The organism is Sphingobium sp. FG58 (assembly GCF_057809055.1).
This window is the reverse complement of the sequence record NZ_JBMDJF010000011.1, coordinates 65375-85064: the sequence shown is the minus strand read 5'-3', so window position 1 is coordinate 85064 and position 19690 is coordinate 65375. Positions and strand designations below refer to the sequence as shown.

The 19690-nt window shown below is 58.3% G+C and carries 21 protein-coding genes and 2 pseudogenes; 9 read left to right on the top strand and 14 right to left on the bottom strand.

The window, feature by feature from the left end:
- Positions 1 to 72: 72 nt before the first annotated feature.
- On the bottom strand, positions 73 to 1200 hold the full coding sequence (locus ACODR8_RS14175; RefSeq protein ID WP_489007838.1) for a glycosyl hydrolase family 28-related protein: 1128 nt from the start codon (positions 1198 to 1200) through the stop codon (positions 73 to 75).
- 259 nt (positions 1201 to 1459) lie between these two features.
- On the opposite strand from ACODR8_RS14175, the gene ACODR8_RS14170 reads away from it, so the two are divergent.
- From ACODR8_RS14170 to fcl, 3 genes are read left to right on the top strand one after another with little or no spacing between them, the layout of a single operon-like run.
- Positions 1460 to 2596: a polysaccharide biosynthesis/export family protein gene (locus tag ACODR8_RS14170; RefSeq protein ID WP_489007837.1), complete on the top strand. Its 1137-nt coding sequence runs from the start codon at positions 1460 to 1462 to the stop codon at positions 2594 to 2596.
- 37 nt (positions 2597 to 2633) lie between these two features.
- Positions 2634 to 3764: a GDP-mannose 4,6-dehydratase gene (gene gmd, locus ACODR8_RS14165; RefSeq protein WP_489007836.1), complete on the top strand. Its 1131-nt coding sequence runs from the start codon at positions 2634 to 2636 to the stop codon at positions 3762 to 3764.
- Between the two features lie 10 nt (positions 3765 to 3774).
- Entirely contained in the window at positions 3775 to 4731 is a 957-nt protein-coding gene (gene fcl, locus ACODR8_RS14160; protein ID WP_489007835.1) for a GDP-L-fucose synthase, read from the top strand.
- A 45-nt stretch (positions 4732 to 4776) separates the two neighbouring features.
- Here fcl and ACODR8_RS14155 read toward each other — a convergent pair.
- The 5 genes and pseudogenes from ACODR8_RS14155 to ACODR8_RS14135 all read right to left on the bottom strand — a co-directional run.
- A pseudogene (locus ACODR8_RS14155) lies at positions 4777 to 5157 on the bottom strand (ATP-binding protein); the annotation flags it as partial.
- Positions 5158 to 5181: 24 nt separating this feature from the next.
- A pseudogene (locus ACODR8_RS14150) lies at positions 5182 to 5574 on the bottom strand (Mu transposase domain-containing protein); the annotation flags it as partial.
- Between the two features lie 375 nt (positions 5575 to 5949).
- Positions 5950 to 6174, bottom strand: coding sequence for a hypothetical protein (locus tag ACODR8_RS14145; RefSeq protein ID WP_489007834.1), 225 nt, complete (start codon positions 6172 to 6174; stop codon positions 5950 to 5952).
- 509 nt (positions 6175 to 6683) lie between these two features.
- Positions 6684 to 7472 (bottom strand): DUF1796 family putative cysteine peptidase, encoded by a 789-nt coding sequence (locus ACODR8_RS14140; protein ID WP_489007833.1) that lies wholly within the window; start codon positions 7470 to 7472, stop codon positions 6684 to 6686.
- Positions 7473 to 7764: 292 nt separating this feature from the next.
- Positions 7765 to 8025, bottom strand: coding sequence for a hypothetical protein (locus ACODR8_RS14135; protein WP_489007851.1), 261 nt, complete (start codon positions 8023 to 8025; stop codon positions 7765 to 7767).
- Here ACODR8_RS14135 and ACODR8_RS14130 point away from each other — a divergent pair.
- Genes ACODR8_RS14130 through ACODR8_RS14115 form a run of 4 tightly spaced genes read left to right on the top strand, consistent with a single transcriptional unit; the run spans position 7975 to position 10275 of the window.
- Positions 7975 to 8166, top strand: a complete 192-nt coding sequence (locus tag ACODR8_RS14130) for a dTDP-4-dehydrorhamnose 3,5-epimerase family protein (RefSeq protein WP_489007832.1) — start codon at positions 7975 to 7977, stop codon at positions 8164 to 8166. The genes ACODR8_RS14135 and ACODR8_RS14130 overlap by 51 nt on opposite strands.
- 3 nt (positions 8167 to 8169) lie before the next feature.
- Positions 8170 to 9216 (top strand): dTDP-glucose 4,6-dehydratase, encoded by a 1047-nt coding sequence (gene rfbB / locus ACODR8_RS14125; RefSeq protein WP_489007831.1) that lies wholly within the window; start codon positions 8170 to 8172, stop codon positions 9214 to 9216.
- Positions 9217 to 9266: 50 nt separating this feature from the next.
- Positions 9267 to 9419, top strand: coding sequence for a hypothetical protein (locus ACODR8_RS14120; protein ID WP_489007830.1), 153 nt, complete (start codon positions 9267 to 9269; stop codon positions 9417 to 9419).
- 40 nt (positions 9420 to 9459) lie between these two features.
- Positions 9460 to 10275: a class I mannose-6-phosphate isomerase gene (locus ACODR8_RS14115; protein ID WP_489007829.1), complete on the top strand. Its 816-nt coding sequence runs from the start codon at positions 9460 to 9462 to the stop codon at positions 10273 to 10275.
- A 208-nt stretch (positions 10276 to 10483) separates the two neighbouring features.
- On the opposite strand, the gene ACODR8_RS14110 is transcribed toward ACODR8_RS14115, so the two are convergent.
- The 3 genes from ACODR8_RS14110 to ACODR8_RS14100 all read right to left on the bottom strand — a co-directional run bounded on the left by ACODR8_RS14110 (position 10484) and on the right by ACODR8_RS14100 (position 13502).
- A complete protein-coding gene (locus tag ACODR8_RS14110; RefSeq protein WP_489007828.1) occupies positions 10484 to 11977 on the bottom strand; it encodes a phosphomannomutase in 1494 nt (497 codons plus the stop codon).
- A gap of 46 nt (positions 11978 to 12023) precedes the next feature.
- Positions 12024 to 13109 (bottom strand): mannose-1-phosphate guanylyltransferase/mannose-6-phosphate isomerase, encoded by a 1086-nt coding sequence (locus ACODR8_RS14105; RefSeq protein WP_489007827.1) that lies wholly within the window; start codon positions 13107 to 13109, stop codon positions 12024 to 12026.
- Positions 13110 to 13346: 237 nt separating this feature from the next.
- The gene (locus ACODR8_RS14100) at positions 13347 to 13502 is read right to left on the bottom strand and encodes a hypothetical protein (protein ID WP_489007826.1); all 156 of its coding nucleotides are present in this window, start codon (positions 13500 to 13502) and stop codon (positions 13347 to 13349) included.
- A 237-nt stretch (positions 13503 to 13739) separates the two neighbouring features.
- Here ACODR8_RS14100 and ACODR8_RS14095 point away from each other — a divergent pair, with 237 nt between their 5' ends.
- Positions 13740 to 14906 (top strand): nucleotide sugar dehydrogenase, encoded by a 1167-nt coding sequence (locus ACODR8_RS14095; protein ID WP_489007825.1) that lies wholly within the window; start codon positions 13740 to 13742, stop codon positions 14904 to 14906.
- A 241-nt stretch (positions 14907 to 15147) separates the two neighbouring features.
- Here the strand turns inward: ACODR8_RS14095 and ACODR8_RS14090 are convergent, their stop codons facing one another.
- The 3 genes from ACODR8_RS14090 to ACODR8_RS14080 are packed head-to-tail and all read right to left on the bottom strand — an operon-like array spanning position 15148 to position 16506.
- The gene (locus tag ACODR8_RS14090) at positions 15148 to 15381 is read right to left on the bottom strand and encodes a hypothetical protein (protein WP_489007824.1); all 234 of its coding nucleotides are present in this window, start codon (positions 15379 to 15381) and stop codon (positions 15148 to 15150) included.
- 50 nt (positions 15382 to 15431) lie between these two features.
- Positions 15432 to 16256: a phosphotransferase gene (locus ACODR8_RS14085; RefSeq protein ID WP_489007823.1), complete on the bottom strand. Its 825-nt coding sequence runs from the start codon at positions 16254 to 16256 to the stop codon at positions 15432 to 15434.
- A 28-nt stretch (positions 16257 to 16284) separates the two neighbouring features.
- Complete coding sequence (locus tag ACODR8_RS14080) at positions 16285 to 16506, bottom strand: sugar phosphate nucleotidyltransferase (RefSeq protein ID WP_489007822.1); 222 nt, start codon at positions 16504 to 16506, stop codon at positions 16285 to 16287.
- 304 nt (positions 16507 to 16810) lie between these two features.
- Between ACODR8_RS14080 and ACODR8_RS14075 the strand changes: the two genes are divergently transcribed.
- A complete protein-coding gene (locus tag ACODR8_RS14075; protein WP_489007821.1) occupies positions 16811 to 17362 on the top strand; it encodes an arsenate reductase/protein-tyrosine-phosphatase family protein in 552 nt (183 codons plus the stop codon).
- Here the strand turns inward: ACODR8_RS14075 and ACODR8_RS14070 are convergent.
- Together ACODR8_RS14070 and ACODR8_RS14065 are read right to left on the bottom strand one after the other, a co-directional pair.
- Entirely contained in the window at positions 17331 to 18575 is a 1245-nt protein-coding gene (locus tag ACODR8_RS14070; protein WP_489007820.1) for a carboxylate--amine ligase, read from the bottom strand. The two genes, ACODR8_RS14075 and ACODR8_RS14070, sit on opposite strands and share 32 nt — an antisense overlap.
- The gene (locus tag ACODR8_RS14065; protein WP_489007819.1) at positions 18542 to 19522 is read right to left on the bottom strand and encodes a polysaccharide deacetylase family protein; all 981 of its coding nucleotides are present in this window, start codon (positions 19520 to 19522) and stop codon (positions 18542 to 18544) included. Before ACODR8_RS14065 ends, ACODR8_RS14070 begins: the two co-directional genes overlap by 34 nt.
- Positions 19523 to 19690: the final 168 nt, after the last annotated feature.

Here is a 19690-nt window from a genome sequence, read left to right as displayed (position 1 = left end):
TTTTACCCAGCTGCAAAACCCTATTAAAATTATCATGAAAGCATATATATAAATAAAAACTTCTAGAAATTACTAGGATATAGTATTTCTATGAATATTATTTTGCATCGTCGAATTTACTTCTTTTTCTGTTTTTACTATAGAAATTCCATCACCTGAAACGGCGTCAAATATATTGTTGGTAACTACAAAAGTATTGCCGCCATCAAGAAATACGCCAATCCCTTTCTTTGGAATTGCGAAAATATTGTTACTTATGATAAAATCAAAGAAAGTTTTTCCATCTGAATTTACGGATATTGCCTTAGGAGTATAAGCAAATTCGTTATTGCTTATTATTCCATATGTAAAAATTGTCTTTCCAGCGCCTTGATCTATCAGAATATTGTTTTTCGATGCGTTTTCAAAGCTATTTGACTGCACGATCAATATGCTGGTACTTTGCTTCTGCGCCTGGGGGGAGAGAATCAGGCCGTTCGCCAGTCCGTTGAATTTGTTGTCGAGCAAGCGCAGGCCGCCGGAAGATTCCTGGCGGATGCCGGCCCCGCCAGTTCCGCTGAAGAAGCAACCGCTGATGCTGTTGTCGCCGCTATCCGCATTGGTGAGATTGCGCAACAGCACGCACGCGAACGACTCCGCATTACCGATCATCGAGCAATCCCTAACACGGGCGTCCGAACATCGCACCATATCGATGCCTATATAATGGCCATAGGTCCGCACTCGTTCGATCGCGGACGAGTAATTGATTTTGCCTTCGCCCGGATCGAGCCTGATATAGGCTCCGCCGGTACGCTGAACGGCGCTGAAAATCGTGAAATCCCGAAAATCCGCGCTTTCGACGGCGGAATGGACGAAAACATCATTGTCGGGATGCATGATCTTTAAAAATGTCGACCCGCGCCCCGCCCCCACGAAGGCAACCGCCCTGCCATGCGTGTTGGTAGGCGCTGTACGTAGATAGGTGCCTGGCGGGATAAAAACTTCCCCGCCTTCACGCGGCAAAGCATCGACAGCGGCCTGAAATGCCCTATCATCCGCCGCGTTTCCGTCACCGACAGCGCCATGATCCCGCACATTCTGCATCGACGACAAGCCGGATGCAGGGGCAATCGCCGAGGACGAGAGCGTTTTGGCAACCGCCGCCGTCGCAACGATGCCACCGGCGCTCAAACCGAAAACGAAGGTCCGGCGATCCACATTCTTCTCCGCCTTCTATCAAATGCGCACCTTCAAAAATTCCAGGCAGCAACACAAAAGTTGCAGCGGATGGCCGCTGCTTCCATCGTGACTGGCGGACTATGGGAAGATTCCATTGCAAAAGGAAGTCATAAACGCAGGCGCGCGCGATCTGCATGAAAGAGGTGGATTAAGACATCGTTGGCTTATATAGCCCGCACGGGATGGCTCCTAGAGGTGAACAAGTTTGGCAAGTAATCGAATTTCGCGTGGCCTGGGCTTGTTGTTGCTTCTGCATACCCCTATCCTGTTGGCAGGCTGCAGTACCCTAGGTGCGTCTGGACCGACGACCGGCAAGATCAAGTCGGTAGAACGCCAGTATCCGGGCATGAAGATTGTTGAGGTTACCGAAGAGGTATCTCGCAACCTAGCATCGATGAAAAAACGGCCTTCCTTTGCAGAGACCTTCGGCGAAGGCTTGCCCGTCGGATCGTTTATCGGGGCGGGCGATATTATAGATATCTCCATCTGGGAAGCGCCTCCGGCTGCCCTCTTTGGCGCGGCGTCCTCGGATACCCGACTGTCCACAACCTCGGCGCGATCATCCGATATCCCGCAGCAGATGGTCGATACTGACGGGCTCATCACGGTGCCGTTCGTCGGATCGTTGCAGGTGGCGGGACTGACTCCGCAGCAAGTGTCACGCAAGATCGTAGCCAGCCTGAAAGGGCGCGCTCACCAGCCTCAGGCGATCGTGCGCATTGCCGACAATCAGACCGCAAACGCGACTGTCATCGGCGATGTGACGAGCAGCAAACGCGTGCCGTTGACCACCAAGGGGGAGCGTGTGCTTGATGCCTTGGCCGCAGCCGGAGGAGTTCGCCAGCCGCTTGAAAAGATGGTCATCCAGGTCACGCGCGGCAATCAAGTTGTCCGGGAGCCGTTGAGCGTGCTGGTAAGCCAGCCTCGCGAAAATGTCCGCTTGGCTGCCAACGATGTTGTAACCGCACTATTCCAGCCTTACAGTTTTCAGGCGCTTGGTGCCTTGGGTACTAGCGCCGAAGTCAATTTCGAAGGCACTGGTCTGACCCTGGCACAAGCTCTGGCGCGAGTAGGTGGCCTCCAGGACAATCGCGCCGATGTAAAAGGCGTGTTCATTTTCCGATTTGAGAATTCTACATTGCTCCCACCGGAACAGGTAGCTGATGGAAATCGAACTCCCGATGGTAGAATTCCCGTTATTTATCGCATTGACATGAGCAATCCGACATCGCTTTTCGTTGCGCAAACTTTTGCGATCGAAGATAAGGATGTTCTTTACGTTTCCAATGCGCCCGCTGTTGACTTGCAGAAATTCGTCACAGTCGCATCTCAGATGGCTTTTGCTGCTGTCGGTGTGACAACTAGCATCAGATAACTTTCCAAACGACAATATAGGGGGCTGTGAGCACCTAATGAGCAAGACCAAGAAAGTAGCACTTATCACGGGCGTCACAGGGCAGGACGGTTCATACCTTGCCGAACTCCTCCTTGAAAAAGGATATGAGGTCCATGGCCTGAAGCGCCGTGCGTCGCTGTTTAACACGCAGCGTATCGATCATATCTACCAGGATCCGCACACGCCGGCACCAGATTTGAAGCTGCATTATGGCGATCTGTCCGACACATCGAACCTGACCCGCATCATGCAGGAAGTGCAGCCGGACGAAGTCTATAATCTGGGCGCGCAGAGCCATGTTGCGGTCAGCTTTGAAGCACCGGAATATACTGCCGACGTCGACGCCATTGGCACCCTGCGTCTCTTGGAAGCCATCCGGTTTCTTGGCATGGAAAAGAAGACCCGCTTCTATCAGGCGTCGACGTCCGAGCTTTATGGCCTGGTGCAGGAAATTCCACAGCGCGAAACCACGCCCTTCTACCCCCGCTCTCCCTATGCGGTGGCAAAGCTCTATGCCTATTGGATCACGGTCAACTATCGTGAAGCCTATGGCATATATGCGTGCAACGGCGTGCTGTTCAATCATGAAAGCCCGCGCCGCGGCGAGACCTTTGTCACGCGCAAGATCACCCGCGGGCTGAGCAATATCGCGCAGGGCCTTGAGCCTTGCCTGTACATGGGCAATATCGATTCCCTGCGCGACTGGGGCCATGCGAAGGACTATGTCCGGATGCAATGGATGATGCTCCAGCAGGATCAGCCGGAAGACTTTGTAATCGCCACCGGCGTTCAATATTCGGTACGCGAATTCATCACCTGGTCGGCGCAGCATCTGGGTATCAGCTTGCGGTTCGAAGGCGAAGGCGTTGATGAAATCGGTATAGTCGAGGCCGTGACCGGCGATGATGCCCCTGCGGTTTCCGTTGGCGACGTGATCGTCCGTATTGACCCGCGCTATTTTCGTCCGGCAGAGGTCGAGACGCTGCTTGGCGACCCGTCCAACGCCAAGGAAAAGCTGGGCTGGGTTCCCGAAATCAGCGTGCAGACCATGTGCGAAGAAATGGTTACGGAGGATCTCAAGGTCGCCAAGCGGCATGCGCTCCTGAAGGAGCACGGATTCAACGTGCCCATCTCCCTCGAATCCTAAAGGTTCATAGATGCGTATTTTTGTCGCAGGTCATCGCGGCATGGTGGGCGGAGCCATCAGTCGCAAGCTCATTGAGCGCGGCGTCGATGTGGTAACGCGCACGCATGCGGAACTGGACCTGTCCAATCAGGCAGATGTTCAGCATTTCTTTGCGAATGAAGCGGTTGATGCGGTCGTGCTGGCTGCGGCAAAAGTCGGCGGGATATATGCGAATAACACATATCCCGCTTCGTTCATCTACGAAAACCTGATGATTGAATGTAATGTCATTCATCAGGCTTTCGAGGCAGGCATTAGAAAGCTGTTGTTCTTGGGGTCTTCCTGCATCTATCCGCGTGCGGTCGCCCAGCCGATGCGCGAAAATGCACTGCTGACCGATGTGCTGGAACCCACGAACGAGCCTTATGCGATAGCGAAAATCGCCGGGATCAAATTATGCGAAAGCTATAATCGGCAATATGGCACCGATTATCGCAGCGTGATGCCGACCAATCTCTACGGCCCTGGGGACAATTTCCATCCTGAAAATTCGCATGTCATGCCGGCACTGATACGGCGCTTCCATGAAGCCGTCAGGGACCGGGCGGAACGGGTGGTGATATGGGGCACCGGAACGCCGCGACGGGAGTTTCTGCATGTCGATGACATGGCGGAAGCATCCTTGTTCGTGCTGGATTTGCCGCTGGATATCTATCAGGCCAATACCGAGCCGATGCTGTCACACATCAATGTTGGCTACGGTGAGGATGTGACGATCAGGGAACTGGCTGGATTGATCGCCCAGGTCACCGGTTTTACCGGAGAGATTGAGTTCGACACAGACAAGCCTGATGGTACCATGCGCAAATTGATGGACTCCAGCCGTTTGACGGCCATGGGCTGGAAGCCGTCCATCGAACTGGTCAATGGCGTGCAGCAGACCTATGAATGGTTTCTGGCCAATGAACGGAGTGCCGCAAGGCAATAACCGTCGGCTTAACATAACGCCGTACTCGACTGTATGACACGGCGCTCAGTCTGGATAGTTGCGAATTCCGACGATCGCGCGCAGGTGGATCATCTGATCGTTGGGTGATAATGTCATTCCTGTTTGCAGTTGGTCAAGCAGCTCGAGCGGGGCGATTCCGGCACATGGTTCGCCTGAGAGTTCGAGGCGATGAGCGTTGTGAATGAGGCGGTCCAAGATGGCGTCGGCATATGTCGGATTTCCGATCAGATCGAACCAGTGGGCCACAGGAAGTTGGCTGGTCACAGGGGGTGAACGGCGGCCGTAGCGATCTTCAAGGGTTTCAAGCAGGTGATGGCGGGCATTTCCCTCGAGCGGTTCAAGCCCCCAGTCATCCAGGATCCGCAGATCGACCCCGCCAACTTCATGCGCGCGGCGATGCGACCGTCCCCTTTGGCCAGCAACAGGTCATCAATCACCGCAATAGGCGCGTGTAGAGGAGCGAACGGTTGTCGTGGCAGGCTTTTGTGGCCTATCGGACAGGCAAGGCAAGCGGTAGCCCTGCTCGGGATGTGGCGGGTCCATAGTAATGCGCTCGACCAGCAGCGACAGCATCGGCCTGATCCGGGCGGCTTCTTCAGGGATCTTGGCCGGCTTCCATTCCAGATAGCGCCGGTGGCTCGAACGCATATGCTGGGGTATCACCCTACGCCGGCCATTGCCGCTGCCACGCACATGAATCGCGATGCGCTCGCCGCCGAGGAAGGCCTCGACGGTGCGCGCGGTGAGGCGGGCCTCGACCTCTTGGCGGGCGAAGCGATACAGCACCGAGTAATGGTGATGATCGAGGGTGATATGGTAATTGAGCTCGACACGGCATCACTTCCGCCCGCATGCACCCCAGGCTCGGCGGGCAGGGGCTTGAGATTGGACACGTCGATTTCCTCAAACAACCTCGGGCGCGAACAAACTGGCGAAGACCTCGCGTCTCACTGGGATCGGCGAGGCACTCGGCGATAGCGGCGTTGAGTTCAGCCAGGCTGTAGAAGACGCGGTTGCGCAGGCTTCTCGCTCCCGGCATGGCCCTGGCGCATCACCAGCGACAGCTGCCTCTCCCAGCTCCGGAATAGATTACTCCAACGGCTGCAGCGATAACCGTCAGGTTGAACGGCGATATACTCTTCCCGCAGGACCTGGAGCGTCACATGCTTTCGCTTCAGCTCGTGCGCCACCGGCGATCTAGTCCGGTTCAGGCTGCTTGCGGCGCCCGGGTTTTACCTCGGAAATGCCGTACAGCTTGGCCTCCAGCTCTGCATTGGGAGTCGGCCACTCAAGACCCGCCAGCCTCAGGCGCCTGAGCGTATCCCGAACTGTCGTTGTAATCACGCCAGAGCGCTCGCCGACAACTCGTGCGGAAAGCCCTGCATCCAGGCTCAAATGCAATATCTCGCGCACTTGGTGCATCCCAACCCTCCTCGTCGGCAGCCATTCCTCCGGTCGCTATGCGACCGCAGAAATGACCCAATGATCAGGTTCCCCACATCTCAAACTGCGCACCATCACATCGGAATGGTGCGCGCGATTACCTCGGAATCGGCACATATGGTCTGAAAATGTCATTTTCCCGCGCCTCAGACGCTCGCTTAGGCTAACCTGAACAAGGGATGTGCCTCGTTCCGAGGGCTTTGGACGAGTCTCGCCAAGCTCGCTGCGCCGGGTTATTGGCATCTGGCAGCACCGGTTTGCGACGTGGCATGTAAACGTTCAAATGTCGGTCTGATCTGGCTCCGTCCCCGGATCGGCAGATTCTTTCATCTACGCAGGAGGTACTTCAGCGATACCATAGCAGCCTATGGGCATTATCCGGCATGCCCGGCAGAGATGGAACCGCTGGGGAACAGGCCGAACAACAGACTGATGCTGCACCATCGTTGCCATTCGTCATATACGCATCCTCATATCGCCATGCCAAATCAGGCCGTGATGACTTTTTCGCTCAATCCCAGATAATCTTCACTGATCTTGCCAAGCATGCTTGACCAGCTCTGTTCATCCCCAGTCCATGCTTCCGGCGGGAAATTTTCCACCTGTTCGAACAGATGCACAAATGCGCCATAGGATGTAGGCGTGATATTGAAACGTGAGGGTATCTCTTCTTTGCCTTTAACGTCTGAACTAACGACATACAGGGTACGCACGTCGTCATGATGGCAAAATTCCTTCAGGCGCTGATGCAGCAAGCCTGGGGTTTCACCTTCGAATGCGGCAGGGAATTCCCAATCGGGATGCCCCTGACGAATCCATCGCAGAAAAATGACCGGGTTGGATCGGCAATGTTGCCGCATGCGTTGAAACAGATAGGCAGATCTTTCCCTGGTATTTTTCAGCAGTTCGAGCGTTTCGGCTCTGTCAGACATGACGACGCTGCCGGGAAAGCCGCCAACGGCCGAAGCGGGCAGATCATGGTGGTGGATCCAGCCCGAGCGGCCATCTGTGACCGATCCGAGCGGATTCACATAGCAATCCTCGACACATAATTGAGCCGCGGGATCGAACGCCGGATGTAGGACGTGCATGAGCGCCGAAAAAGACGTGATATTCCAATCAAATGGATATGCGACATCGTTCGAAAAATGCTTGCGAACTTGCCACGCTGGCCTGCACCATGCACCCAAGCTAATAATTGAAATACCCAAAACCATATCCTTATGTAACTTTATAATATTATTGTGATGAATCAGCAATCTGTTGTTATTTTGCATTGATCGTTACGAAACAAACTTCAAATCACTTCAATAGAATTTTCATTTTAGCGTAATTAGCAATTTAATGATCACGAGATCTGCCGCCAGCTTGATAAACGATGCAACTCCATGATATTCCCGAGCCAATCGGCAGTCCATATTTTTTGTGGGTAGGCGGCACATACCGACAGCGACATTGCGACGGTGCCAGCATCCCACAGAACGGTGTTTGCAGGCCAATATCGACATTGCGCCTGATGGGAAGTACCTGTTCATCGTTCGATTTGGAGTATTGCAAGTCTATGAAAATTCAGGATTTGTATATCTCAGGCATTGCGCTTCTGACCCCTGTCTTATCGACGACGAGCGGGGCCATTTCGCGGAAACATTCCATGCGGGTTTCTTCGCAAAGAATTTTGGCGATTACAGCTTCGTGTAGGACAATGAATCCAGCAGCGCGCGGGTCGGCACCATCCGCGGCCTGCATGTCCAGAGCGAAACACATGCGTAGAGCAAGCTGGTGCGCTGTACTGTTGGCGCACTGTTCGACGTCGCTGTCGATATCTGCCAAGGCTCGCTCACCTATGGCCAGTGGATTTCCGAAACGCTGACACCCAGGCCCGATATCGCCGATCCGCACACGCGTTCGCCCAAGGATCGCACACAACCTATATTATCCGATCTCCCCGCCCATTTCAGCTGGAGTGCATAACCCATGCGGGTAATCGTCACCGGTGGTGCCGGCTTCATCGGATCGGCCCTTGTTCGCTATCTGGTGCTGGAAAAGGGCTATGATGTTCTGACCATCGATGCGCTCACCTATGCCGGCTGCCAAGCTTCGCTGAAGGCAGTGGAAGGCAGGAACAGCCACCAGTTTCTGCACGCCAATATCTGCGATCGCGCGGCGATGGACGCAGCGATCGCCGGTTTCCGGCCCGACCGCATCATGCATCTGGCCGCCGAAAGCCATGTCGACCGATCGATCACCGGCGTGGCTGATTTCATCCAGACCAATATCGTGGGCAGCTTCACCCTGCTGGAGGCCGCGCGTGCCCATTGGAACGGGCTGGAGGGCGATGCGAAGGCCGCCTTCCGCTTCCTCCACGTCTCGACGGACGAAGTCTATGGCTCGCTGGGCGATGAAGGCCTGTTCAAGGAAACCACCCCCTACGACCCCAGCTCGCCCTATTCAGCGTCCAAGGCAGCGTCCGATCATCTCGCAAAAGCGTGGCAACGCACCTACGGCATGCCGGTGGTGGTGTCGAACTGCTCGAACAATTACGGGCCGTATCATTTCCCCGAAAAGCTGATCCCGCTGACCATCCTCAACGCGCTCGAAAGGCGCAAGCTACCGGTCTATGGCAAGGGAGAGAATGTCCGCGACTGGCTCTATGTCGACGATCATGCCCGCGCGCTGGACCTCATCATCGAACGCGGCGAACCGGGCGAAACCTATAATGTCGGCGGTCGCAACGAGCGCCGGAATATCGACGTGGTGCTGCGGATCTGCGCCGTACTGGACGAGCTGGTGCCGACCGATTCGCCGCGTGCGGAGCTGATCGAATATGTCACCGACCGTCCCGGCCATGACGCCCGCTACGCGATCGATGCGGCCAGGCTGGAGAATGAACTGGGCTGGCGCGCGCAGGAGAATTTCGACAGCGGCATCGAAAAGACGGTGCGCTGGTATCTGGAAAACAAATGGTGGTGGCAGCCGCTGCGCGAACATTATGACGGGCAGAGGCTGGGTCTGAACATATGAAGATTGAATAGCCCCCAGACGGCTGGATACCTTCTGCTTTCAACATCGTCATGTCCAGTCTCGGCGTGACCGCTGCCGTCTATGTTGGCATCAATGGCGGGGGCGAACGATCTTATGATATCCTGAAAATGCGCCATGGCCTGAACATCGCCAGTCTGGATGTGATCGCAATCTACATGGGGTTTGGTTCATGGGGAAACTGACGCTAAAGAGAGCTAAAAGCGCTAAAACTCATAGGATATCATGCTGACACAAAAGCTTTCCCCCCACTATGTCGAAAAACCATGGGGCCGAACCGATCTCCCGTCGCTCTTCGCCGCTGGCGCAGGGCGGCAGATCGGGGAGGTGTGGTTCGAAAGCGCCGATGGGCGCGACCTGCCGCTGCTGGTCAAATATATCTTCACCAGTGAACGGCTGTCGATCCAGGTACATCCCGACGACGCGCAGGCTAGGGCCAAGGGGCTAACGCGCGGCAAGGAGGAAATCTGGTATATCCTTGATTGCGAACCGGGTGCGACGTTGGGTATCGGCCTTACGGCGCCCATGTCCCCCGACCAGTTCCGGGCGGCGGCGCAGGACGGATCGCTGGAACAATGGATCGACTGGAAGCCGGTGAAACCGGGCGACTGCTATTTCATTCCCGCCGGCACCGTCCATGCCATCGGCGCGGGCATCACGCTCGTTGAAATCCAGCAAAATGCGGACGTCACCTATCGGCTCTATGACTATGGCCGACCCCGCGAACTGCATCTGGACGATGGAGCCGCCGTCAGCCGCCTCCAGCCCTATGATCGCGCCCTGATCAAGGCGCCGCTGGGCAGCAAAGCCCGGCTGATCGCCGACAGCGAAGCCCCCTTCTCACTCGATCTGGTGCATTGGACGACGGATCGAAGCCTCTCCCTGCCCGACGGCAAGCTGCTATGGTTCACACCGCTGACCGGCGCAGGCACGGTCAATGGTCTTGGCTGGGAAAAGGGCGACTGCCTGCTGCTGGAGGACGAGTGCATCTTCACCCTGACGGCAGGACCGGTATCGGCCCTGCTCGCCGTTCCGCGCTGAACCGACGAATATTGGCCGCTCCCCACCTACGCGCATGATGGGCGATCGGCCAATATCCACAAGTCCCTGATTATAAAGAGAAATAGGATTATGGCCGTTACATCTGGGACAGGGCTGTGACGGAAAATCGTTGATTCACAATGATTTGATGTTGCGCAAACAGCGAGTCATTGTCCAGCTTACTGTCGGCTTTTCAGCCGATAGCGCGTCAGGCCGCGATAGTGTAATCGCGGACCAGTTTCAAAGCCTGCTCGTTAAGGGTCGCTGCCCGCAGCGCATTGTCGCTTTCGGTGTAGCAGCGCAGTTCCGGCGCATTGCCGCTCGGCCGCAGATGGATGATGTCGCCGCCGGTAAAATGGATGCGCAACCCGTCGGTCCGGTCGATCCCGTCCGCTTCGCCAGCCAGCGCCCCGAACATGGCAGTCAGCCGCGCCAATATGGCGGCCTCGGTCCCTTGTTCCAGATGCGCGATCAGCGCCTGGCTTTGCGCCGTCGGGTAATTCTCCAGCCGCTCGCTGAACGTATAGCGCGCAGGCAATTGCGCCTGAAGCGCGGACAGCGTCACGCTGCGGCGGCGCGCATCCACCAGCACCGACAGGATCGGCAATAGCGCGTCGCGCGTCGGTAGCGCAGGCAGAACGCGCCCTTCCGTTTCGACCGGTGTGGCGATCAGGAAACCGCCATTGGCCTCATAGCCGCAAACGCTTTCCTGTCCTTCTGCAACCAACCTGTTCATCGCCTCGATCACGAAGGGCGATCCGATCCGAGTCCGTCGCACGGTCGCAAACAGGCCCGACAATTCAACCGCACTGTTGCAACTGACCGGCGTTGCAATGGCACCAATCCCCAGCGCCCGCGCACTCAACATGCCCAACACATCGCCACGCATCCACAGGCCATGCTCATCGGCCAGCAAGGGCCGATCGGAATCCCCGTCGGTGGACAGGATCGCGTCCAGCTTGAGCGCCGCCGACCATTCCCGCGCCAGCGCCTGGTCCTGGGGGCGAACCGCCTCGGTATCGACGGGAATGAAGCGGTCGGACCGCCCCAGCGACACCCCCTCCCCGCCCAGCGCCTTGACCAGCGCGACCAATATGTCGCGACCGACGGCGGAATGTTCATATATGCCCAGTTTCAGTCCGGTCAGAGCCTGCCCACCGAAGAAATCGACATAGCGCGCAATATAGGCCGTCGCGACATCCACTTGTCGCGCTGCGGGCTGCGCATCCTTCAGCATCCCGTCCCCATCGAACAGGTCGGGCAATGTCACGCTCTGGGCGCGGATGGCCAGCTCATCGGGCTTCAGCACCTCGCCATCGGTCCGGTTGAACTTGATGCCGTTGCGGTCGTCGGGAATATGACTACCCGTCACCATCAGCGACGGGATGCCCCGCGCGAATCCGTAGGCCGCCACGGCAGGCGACGGCACGAAACCGCACAGATCGACCTCTCCGCCCATATGGCGCACCGCCGCTGCGCAGGCCGCCATGATGCGCGGGCTGGACGGGCGCAGATCACCCGCGATCGCCACATGGACGCCCGGCGCAAACTGCCCGATGGCGCTCAGATGCTGGAGGAAGGCGGCGGTATAGGCGAAGCAGACCCGGTCGGTCATGGCGCTGACCAGACCGCGCGCGCCACTGGTGCCGAACGCGACGCCCGACTGCGCCATCAGATCAGCGATGGAAACGGATTGCGTCATGAATCTCTCCATGCCGCACATGTCAGGGCGGCCATGCGATGGAAAATCAGTGTGAGGATGTCGCGGCGGCCAGAGCCTTGAGCGCTTCGGTCACCTTGCGCACCTTCTGGGATTCACCGCGCTTGAGGATCATGACCTCGCCCTGTGACACGACGACGATCAGGTCGTCGACATCGACCAGCGTGACGCGCGGGCCGTCACTATGAACCAGGCAATTGCGGGCGCCCAGCAGCAGCGCGTCGCCACGAACCGCATTTTCATCGGCATCTCTGGCGCTGATGGCGTGCAGGGAATCCCAACTCCCCACATCCGACCAACCCATGGCGACCGGGACGCAGGCGACATGCGCTTCGCGTTCCATGATCGCATAGTCGATCGAGTCCGAAGGACAGGCATGAAAGGCCATGGCGTCGGGAAAAACATGCGTGCCATCGCGCTTGGCCTGCGTTATCGATGTCCGAACGACCGCCAGCATATCCGGTTGATGCCGTTCCACGGCGGCAAGGTAGGCGTCCGCGCGAAACAGGAAGATGCCTGCGTTCCAGACATGATGCCCTTCTGCCAGCATCTTTTGCGCATGGGCGACATCGGGCTTTTCGACGAAACGCACGACCTCATGCACCGCGCCGCCGCAGGACTGCCCCATCTGGATATAGCCATAACCGGTTTCCGGGCCGTCGGGCGTGATACCAAAGGTTACCAGCCATCCTTTTTCTACAAGCGGCAAGGCGTGGGCGATGGCTGCGTGGAACGCGGGCAGATCAGCGATGACATGATCGCTCGGCATCACCAGCAGTGCGTCGTCCGCCTGCGCTTCCAGCGCGGCAAGCGCGATGGCAGGCGCGGTATTGCGGCCGACCGGCTCCAGGATGACCTGATATTCGTCGATCCCGCTCTGTTGCAATTGTTCGTCGATAATATCGGCATGAGCGGTGTTCGCCACAACGATGGGACGGCCTATTGATGCCGCATCAAAGCCTTGTATGCGCACAGCAGTCAGTTGAAGCATGGTTTCGTCGGCGGTCAACGGCAGCAACTGTTTGGGATGTTCAGGCTTGGAAACGGGCCAAAGCCGCGTACCCGATCCTCCAGACAGGATGACAGGAACGATATTCATGAGGTTGCTGGCCATGTCTCGCCTGAAATAAGTAATGATATTCCGCCGTTATGTGGCATTATCCCACGAACGATGCGGGTTTCATGGGCGTAAAGTGTAAACTTGCCAAGTCCAAAAAATGCGCTTTGGCACCACAATCACTGCACGGCAGTTCGTTATCGAACCCCAGCGATTGGTCAAATTGATCGTTTCAGACAGGTAGACCGCGTGGGTTGCAAAGAGGATTTTCCGCTCCACTCGCGCCGCTGTGGATTACACAAGCGATGTGGCCCCCGCATGGGCGCGCCGCGTGTGGGCATTGCGGATATTGGCCGCGAAAAATTCGAGAAACCGCATATGCACGCGCGGCTCTGCCTGCGCGATGATCGGCGGCAAGGTGATCGAAGGCAGGCTGATCGACGGAAGCATGAAGATCGGACCGAAAGGCAGGAAATATGTGATAATGTCCTTTATCACATATTAACAGAAAGGAAGGAGAAATTGCTCTTGTGCTTCGCGCGGCGAAAGGCTGTAAGTTGATCGCATCGGTTGCAGGGGCGCGCGCACTCGAATGACGGATGTTCAAGTTTGTGTGGAAACGGGGTTCGCACCCCAATGGCGAAGATTTCGCTACCACTTTCGCGTGATGCGGGGGAAGAACGAAGAATGAAGATCGCAGTTTTCGGACTCGGCTATGTCGGGCTGTCTAACGCTGTCCTGCTCGCACAGCATAATGAAGTCGTTGCTGTCGATATCACGCCGGAACGCGTCGAGATGCTCAACGCGCGCCAATCGCCGATCGTCGATACCGAGCTTGAAGAGTTTCTCGCGACCCGGCCACTCAACCTGGTCGCCACGCTCGATCCGCAACAGGCGCTGACTGGTGCCGACTATGTGATCGTCGCCACGCCGACCAATTATGATGTCGGCAACAACAAGTTCGATACCTCATCGGTAGAGGCGGTCATCCAGATCGCCAAGCAGATCAACCCCGCCGCAACGATCGTCATCAAATCCACCATCCCTGTGGGTTTCGTAGAGGATGTCCGCCTGCGCCTGGCGACCGATCAGGTCATTTTCAGCCCGGAATTTTTGCGCGAAGGCAAGGCGCTGCAGGATAATCTCCACCCTTCCCGCATCATCGTGGGCGAACGTTCGGACCGCGCGCGTATTTTTGCCGACCTGCTGTTGCAGGGCGCGGTCAAGAAGGATGTGGAGATCCTCTTCACCGATCCCAGCGAGGCGGAGGCGATCAAGCTGTTCGCCAACACCTATCTCGCCATGCGGGTCGCATTCTTCAACGAACTGGACAGTTATGCCATCGCGCATGACATGGATTCGCGCCAGATAATCACGGGTGTCGGCCTCGATCCGCGCATCGGCTCGCATTATAACAACCCCAGCTTCGGCTATGGTGGCTATTGCCTGCCCAAGGATACCAAGCAACTTCTGGCCAATTATTCCGAAGTGCCGCAGAACCTGATCCGCGCGATCGTGGATGCTAATCATACCCGCAAGGATTTCCTGGCCGATCAGATCATCGCGAAGCGGCCGAAGAAGGTCGGGGTATTCCGCCTGGTGATGAAGGCCGGGTCCGACAATTTCCGGCAATCTTCGATCCAGGGCATCATGAAGCGGATCAAGGCCAAGGGCATTGAGGTGGTGATCTACGAACCCGCCATGCAGGAAGAAGCATTTTTCGGATCGCGGGTGGTGCGCGATCTCGCTGCTTTCAAACAGGAATGCGACGTCATCATCGCTAATCGCATGACCTCGGATATCGAGGATGTCGCGGACAGAATTTTCACACGAGACCTGTTCGGATCGGATTGACAACGATCTGTGCTGTTGCCGAAGTTTCCGCCCATCAATATGAAATTCCGGCCCAATATCGCGTGAAGCCTTTTATGATCAGGCTTCCTCGCTTTCTTAGCAGGAAGCGTTCGTCCGTAATGGTTCGCGAAAGCCATTCCGTCCGCGATTATCGAGCGCTCGTCCGTGCCAAACTGAAATCGCTGCCCGACGATCCAGCACTGGCGACTGGCGCGCCCGATGCTTCTCTCGATATGATCCTTCAATGCTCGGTTTCACTCATATTTATCCCGGTGAATCCTGTCCCTAAGCGGCTGACGCTTTCCGCATACTCAAGCCCGGCGACAAGATGATCTTCTCCTTCCTTGAACTGGAGGAGGCGGAGCATGATCGGGTGTGGGACGCCTTCCTGCATCGTGACTGGATCCGCGCCTTCGCTCGCAACGTCGGTTTCGCCGAACTGCACTTTACCAACGGGAAGGACGGTACGGACCATCCGCTTTCTGGCAGAGTCTGGCGGTGCTGGAAAAGCCCGAATGATTCACGTCACCGCAACGTCGGCAGCCCTACTAGCTGCAACGCCCGGTCCAGATAGTGCATAAACGCAGGCGTCCGACCTGCGTCCCGTGCCCGCAGCCAGGCCAGCGCCACGACGGGACGCCATTGATCCAAGTCGCGCTCCGTCACTGCGGACGATGCCATGTAGCTCTTGCGCAACCGTCCCGCCGCCCAGTCCCGCCACAGGTTCGTCACCCAATCGGTGGGACCGATGCCGAAACGCATCAGCATTTCTGATCGCACCGCATCGGCCGCGGGGTGACCTGCCGCCGCCTTTGACCAATCGATCACCATCATCCCCTGCGGTGTCATCATGACATTACCCAGATGAAAATCGCCATGGGTCAACATGTCCCCCTCCGGTAGCGTGTCAAGATAGGCGATGACCGCTCGTTGCACCATGATCGGTGCCGGACCATAGGCGATGTCGGTCGTCAGCACCTGCTTCAATGACCGTAAACTCCCGCCACCCCCCCGATGCATGGCACCATGGATAGCGCCCATTTGGCCAAGCGCCCATCCCGCGCGCATGGGGTTTCGACGGATCCAGTCCATCAGCGTCCCGCCTTCGAGCCGGGGATAGACAATGCCGCGTCGCCCATCCCAAGTTCGCCGCCCAATCGCCGCCGCCGTCCGCACGCCGCTTGCCGCCGCATGGGCTGAGGCCTTTGCCTCGCGCGCGATCATCTCTTCCGACACGCTTTCGTGGAACAGCTTGATAACCTGCCCACCCCCAAGATCGAACAGTTCGGCGCTCGCGCCGCTGGCGATGAAATCATGCGGCAAAAGCGGTTCTTTGATCGGATCGGTCATGGTGTGTCCGTCGATGCAATGGTCACGATCATGTCCGCCCGGTCGACCGGCATGGTGCATAATGTTCCGTTGCACCCGACAGGCAAGGGGTTACAGCCGGAAATAGGGTGGTGTCCCCTACCAGCCGCAAGAGCTGTTTAGGGTAGGATTTGCAGGACAGTGACCATTGCCGTGTGCCTGACCCACCCGCCAAAATGACGGGTGTGATGCGAATGTCGGAATCAGGGTTCAGCTGTGCTATATGATCCATCCAAATTTCCCGCGACGCCATTTCATGGCGACCTCCAATGCTATGCAGAGATTACCCGCCGCCCACAATGTGCCAGCCTTTCTTCGAGCCACTTCGAGCAATTTTTTAGACCTGCTCGGGTGGCCTGCATCCATTTTTTGACAAATATTCATGACATTCGCGTCGCATTCCATCACAGCCACACCTGCTTGCCGCGCAGAAAAGGGGGCGGTGCCGCATAGGGCGCATTTAACCTTTTTCATCAAATTCTTAGAATAGACTTTATGACCCCTCCGTCTCCGCCACCCTTTTCCGGACCAAGCCGATGATCCGCGCCCGTTTCGGCACTTTGCGCGGGTTGGTCCGCCTGATCCTGTCCTATCCGCAACTCGCGCTGGGCCTGTCTGCCAGCCGCGCTGTTGGTCCCGCGCAGGTGCGGCGGCTGGTGTTTGTGTGTCAGGGCAATATCTGCCGCAGCGCCTTTGCCGATGTCGTGGCGCGCCGGGCGGGAGTCCGCACCGCCTCCTTTGGCCTGTCGACCACCACTGGCCGCGCCGCGCATGATCCCGCCATCGCCGCCGCCTACGAGTTGGGGCATGACCTGTCGCAGCACCGGGCGATCGACATGGCCGACTATGTGCCGCAGGAGGGCGACCTGCTGCTGGCAATGGAGGTGCGGCAATTGCACCGGCTGGCCGCCGATCCGCGCCTGAGCCATGTGCCGCGGCTGTTGCTGGGGCGCTGGACCCGGCCAATGCTGCCGCATCTGCACGATCCCTATGGGCTGGACGACCGCTATATGGCGATGTGTCTGGCCCGGATCGAACAGGCAGTGGCGCGGCTGGTCAGCGCTTTTCCCGGCGCACGGCTTTCCTGAGCATTTGCGTCATATCCCGCACCCAGGGGCGTGGATCGGACAGGGTCAGCACATAATAGCGGGTGGCGGGGTCGAAAAAGCCCAGCACATAGCCGATCAGATCCCTGATCGGCCGCCGCTTGAAGAAGGGATCGCCGATTCGTCCAGGCGCTATCAATAGGCGCACAAGGCGCTTGGTTTCCGGCACCATATAGCGCGCGCGCAGATCGTCGCGCGGCGGCGGGGCCAAATCACGCTGGCCCAGCACGGCGCGGCGATAGGCTTCCCAGGCGAAATGCGCGCCGCAATGGCGGGCAAGTGGAAGGCTGCCCCAGAAGCGGCCATTGACCTCCATCAGCCAATAGCGTCCGCTATCCGGCTCATAGCGATATTCGACCATCGCCTGCCCGTCCCAGTCGAGCGCGCGCAACAATTGTTCCGACAGCGCCATCTGTTCGCGATGCCGTTCCGCCGGTTCGGCCCGGCACAGCGTGGACACGCCCCCTTCAGGCGGCCATTCGTGCAGGCGGCGATGCTGGAAGCGCAGCGTGGCGCGCCCCTCGTCCATATAGAGCATCTGCCCCAGCCCGACGCCCCCGCAATATTGCTGAATCAACGGCCAGCGCCCGATCGGCGCATAGCGGTCCAGCAGCGCGGTCAACTCCTGCGGGGTGCGGATATAATCGGTCTTGAGCCATTCCAGCCCGGCCTGTTCCAATATCGGTAATACCGCCGGTGGATTGGCCCATTTGGCGACCAGCGGATAGCGCATCGCCGCGACGCGGGCGGCAAAATCCTCGCCCGACTGCGGTTGCCAGGTCTGCGGCACGCGCAGGCCCGCCTTTTCGGCAATGTCGAGCGTACAGAATTTGTCGATGACTTTGGCCAGCCGGTCTGGTCGGGGGACCAATATGTGGCAGTCACCGATTGTCGGGGGCAGGTCAGCCAGTTCCAGCAGGTCCGATTCGGACACTGCCAGCACCGCGCCCGCGCCGGTTCGGGCGATCATCTCCGGCAGCCAGAGGGTCGCAGGGCCGGGCGGGCGCAACAGCGACTGGGTGCAATGGCGCGAGGCGGCGCCAACACTGTGCGCTTCGCGGGCCACGCCATGGACCGCCACGCCATGCTCGCCCAGTTCACGCACGACCGTCAGGCCGATGGCGTTCTCCAGACCCAGGACAATGGCACCGGGGAAGGATGTCACGCAGGCACCAGCCGATGTTCGTAGCGCCATGTTGCCCAGGCCTGCTGCGCGACCCGCAGCCCGGTGCGCACCCGGCTGGGCGAAACGCGGGTCAGGCTGCGGTCGGGGCGGTCGGCCAGACTGGTGGGCAGGTCGTGGAAGCCTGCGCCGCGGACCTGCGGCAGGCGGGGGGCCTCCCGGCACAGCGCGACGAACCGGGCCTTGACCGTGCCATTGGCCCGCTGGCGGTCGCGGGACAGCATTTCGAAACTATGGGTGACGACGACGAAGGCATCATGGCCCTCACGCGCGGCATGGCGTAGCCCGGCGCGCATCTCGGTCGCCGACATGGCGCAAATCTGCGCCGGACGAAAGCTGCCGGGCCGGTCGGTTATGCCCGATACCGGTAATTCTGTGATGCCCTGCAGGCGGGTCGCGCCTATCTCACCCGGATCGGCATCGATATGGCAGTCGCGGCCCAGATAGGCGGGGTTGACGCTGCTGTCCCATGCCACGCCGATCGCGGCAAGGGCGCGCAGCGTATCATCATTGGCGCCGAAATTGCCGGCGCGAAAGGCGGTGATGGCGGGCGCCCCGGCCTGTTCCAGCAGCCCCTTGGCCAGGCCCAGCAAGACAATCTGGTCGGCCAGTATGAAGTCGCCGATATTGCGGCCCTGTCGCCCCGCGACCGGCGATTGTTTCGCCCAGGCGAGCCATTCTGTGTGGATGTGCATCTGCACTTCATGGCCGCGCCCCACAATGGCAGCGACGATCGGCGTCAGGAAATCAGCACCATGGACCAGCGCTGGCAGGGGATCGAGGAAGAACACGCCTTTTAGCCCATGACGGTCGAGCATGTCCATCTGCCAGCCAATGCCATGCGCCTGCCCCTGCGCTTGCCCCCAGATCGAACGACGGATATTCTCCTCCAGGTCAACGCCGCGCTGCTGCAGTGAGGCGGATAGTTCCGTATCGACGGTGATGAGCAGCGCAGTCATGGGCGATCCGGTCGGGGGGGGGGGAGGCAATTGGACAGCAATAGGCGTCAGGGGTTAAGGACGAGTAATATTTCCCCCATATGTCCCATGGGTCACATATTGGAAAGATGGCATAGCACCGTCAATCCGCCGCTTTCCCTGTCCGACGCTGCGACAGCGCCTGCGCCG

Excerpts from the sequence above, each read along its gene's own strand:
- gmd (WP_489007836.1), top strand. The coding sequence starts at position 2,634 with ATGAGCAAGACCAAGAAAGTAGCACTTATCACGGGCGTCACAGGGCAG.
- fcl (WP_489007835.1), top strand. The coding sequence starts at position 3,775 with ATGCGTATTTTTGTCGCAGGTCATCGCGGCATGGTGGGCGGAGCCATC.
- ACODR8_RS14145 (WP_489007834.1), bottom strand. The coding sequence starts at position 6,174 with ATGCACCAAGTGCGCGAGATATTGCATTTGAGCCTGGATGCAGGGCTT.
- ACODR8_RS14140 (WP_489007833.1), bottom strand. The coding sequence starts at position 7,472 with ATGCAAAATAACAACAGATTGCTGATTCATCACAATAATATTATAAAG.
- rfbB (WP_489007831.1), top strand. The coding sequence starts at position 8,170 with ATGCGGGTAATCGTCACCGGTGGTGCCGGCTTCATCGGATCGGCCCTT.
- ACODR8_RS14120 (WP_489007830.1), top strand. The coding sequence starts at position 9,267 with ATGTCCAGTCTCGGCGTGACCGCTGCCGTCTATGTTGGCATCAATGGC.
- ACODR8_RS14115 (WP_489007829.1), top strand. The coding sequence starts at position 9,460 with ATGCTGACACAAAAGCTTTCCCCCCACTATGTCGAAAAACCATGGGGC.
- ACODR8_RS14110 (WP_489007828.1), bottom strand. The coding sequence starts at position 11,977 with ATGACGCAATCCGTTTCCATCGCTGATCTGATGGCGCAGTCGGGCGTC.
- ACODR8_RS14105 (WP_489007827.1), bottom strand. The coding sequence starts at position 13,109 with ATGGCCAGCAACCTCATGAATATCGTTCCTGTCATCCTGTCTGGAGGA.
- ACODR8_RS14100 (WP_489007826.1), bottom strand. The coding sequence starts at position 13,502 with ATGCTTCCGTCGATCAGCCTGCCTTCGATCACCTTGCCGCCGATCATC.
- ACODR8_RS14095 (WP_489007825.1), top strand. The coding sequence starts at position 13,740 with ATGAAGATCGCAGTTTTCGGACTCGGCTATGTCGGGCTGTCTAACGCT.
- ACODR8_RS14090 (WP_489007824.1), bottom strand. The coding sequence starts at position 15,381 with ATGGTCCGTACCGTCCTTCCCGTTGGTAAAGTGCAGTTCGGCGAAACC.
- ACODR8_RS14085 (WP_489007823.1), bottom strand. The coding sequence starts at position 16,256 with ATGACCGATCCGATCAAAGAACCGCTTTTGCCGCATGATTTCATCGCC.
- ACODR8_RS14080 (WP_489007822.1), bottom strand. The coding sequence starts at position 16,506 with ATGGATCATATAGCACAGCTGAACCCTGATTCCGACATTCGCATCACA.
- ACODR8_RS14075 (WP_489007821.1), top strand. The coding sequence starts at position 16,811 with ATGATCCGCGCCCGTTTCGGCACTTTGCGCGGGTTGGTCCGCCTGATC.
- ACODR8_RS14070 (WP_489007820.1), bottom strand. The coding sequence starts at position 18,575 with ATGGCGCTACGAACATCGGCTGGTGCCTGCGTGACATCCTTCCCCGGT.
- ACODR8_RS14065 (WP_489007819.1), bottom strand. The coding sequence starts at position 19,522 with ATGACTGCGCTGCTCATCACCGTCGATACGGAACTATCCGCCTCACTG.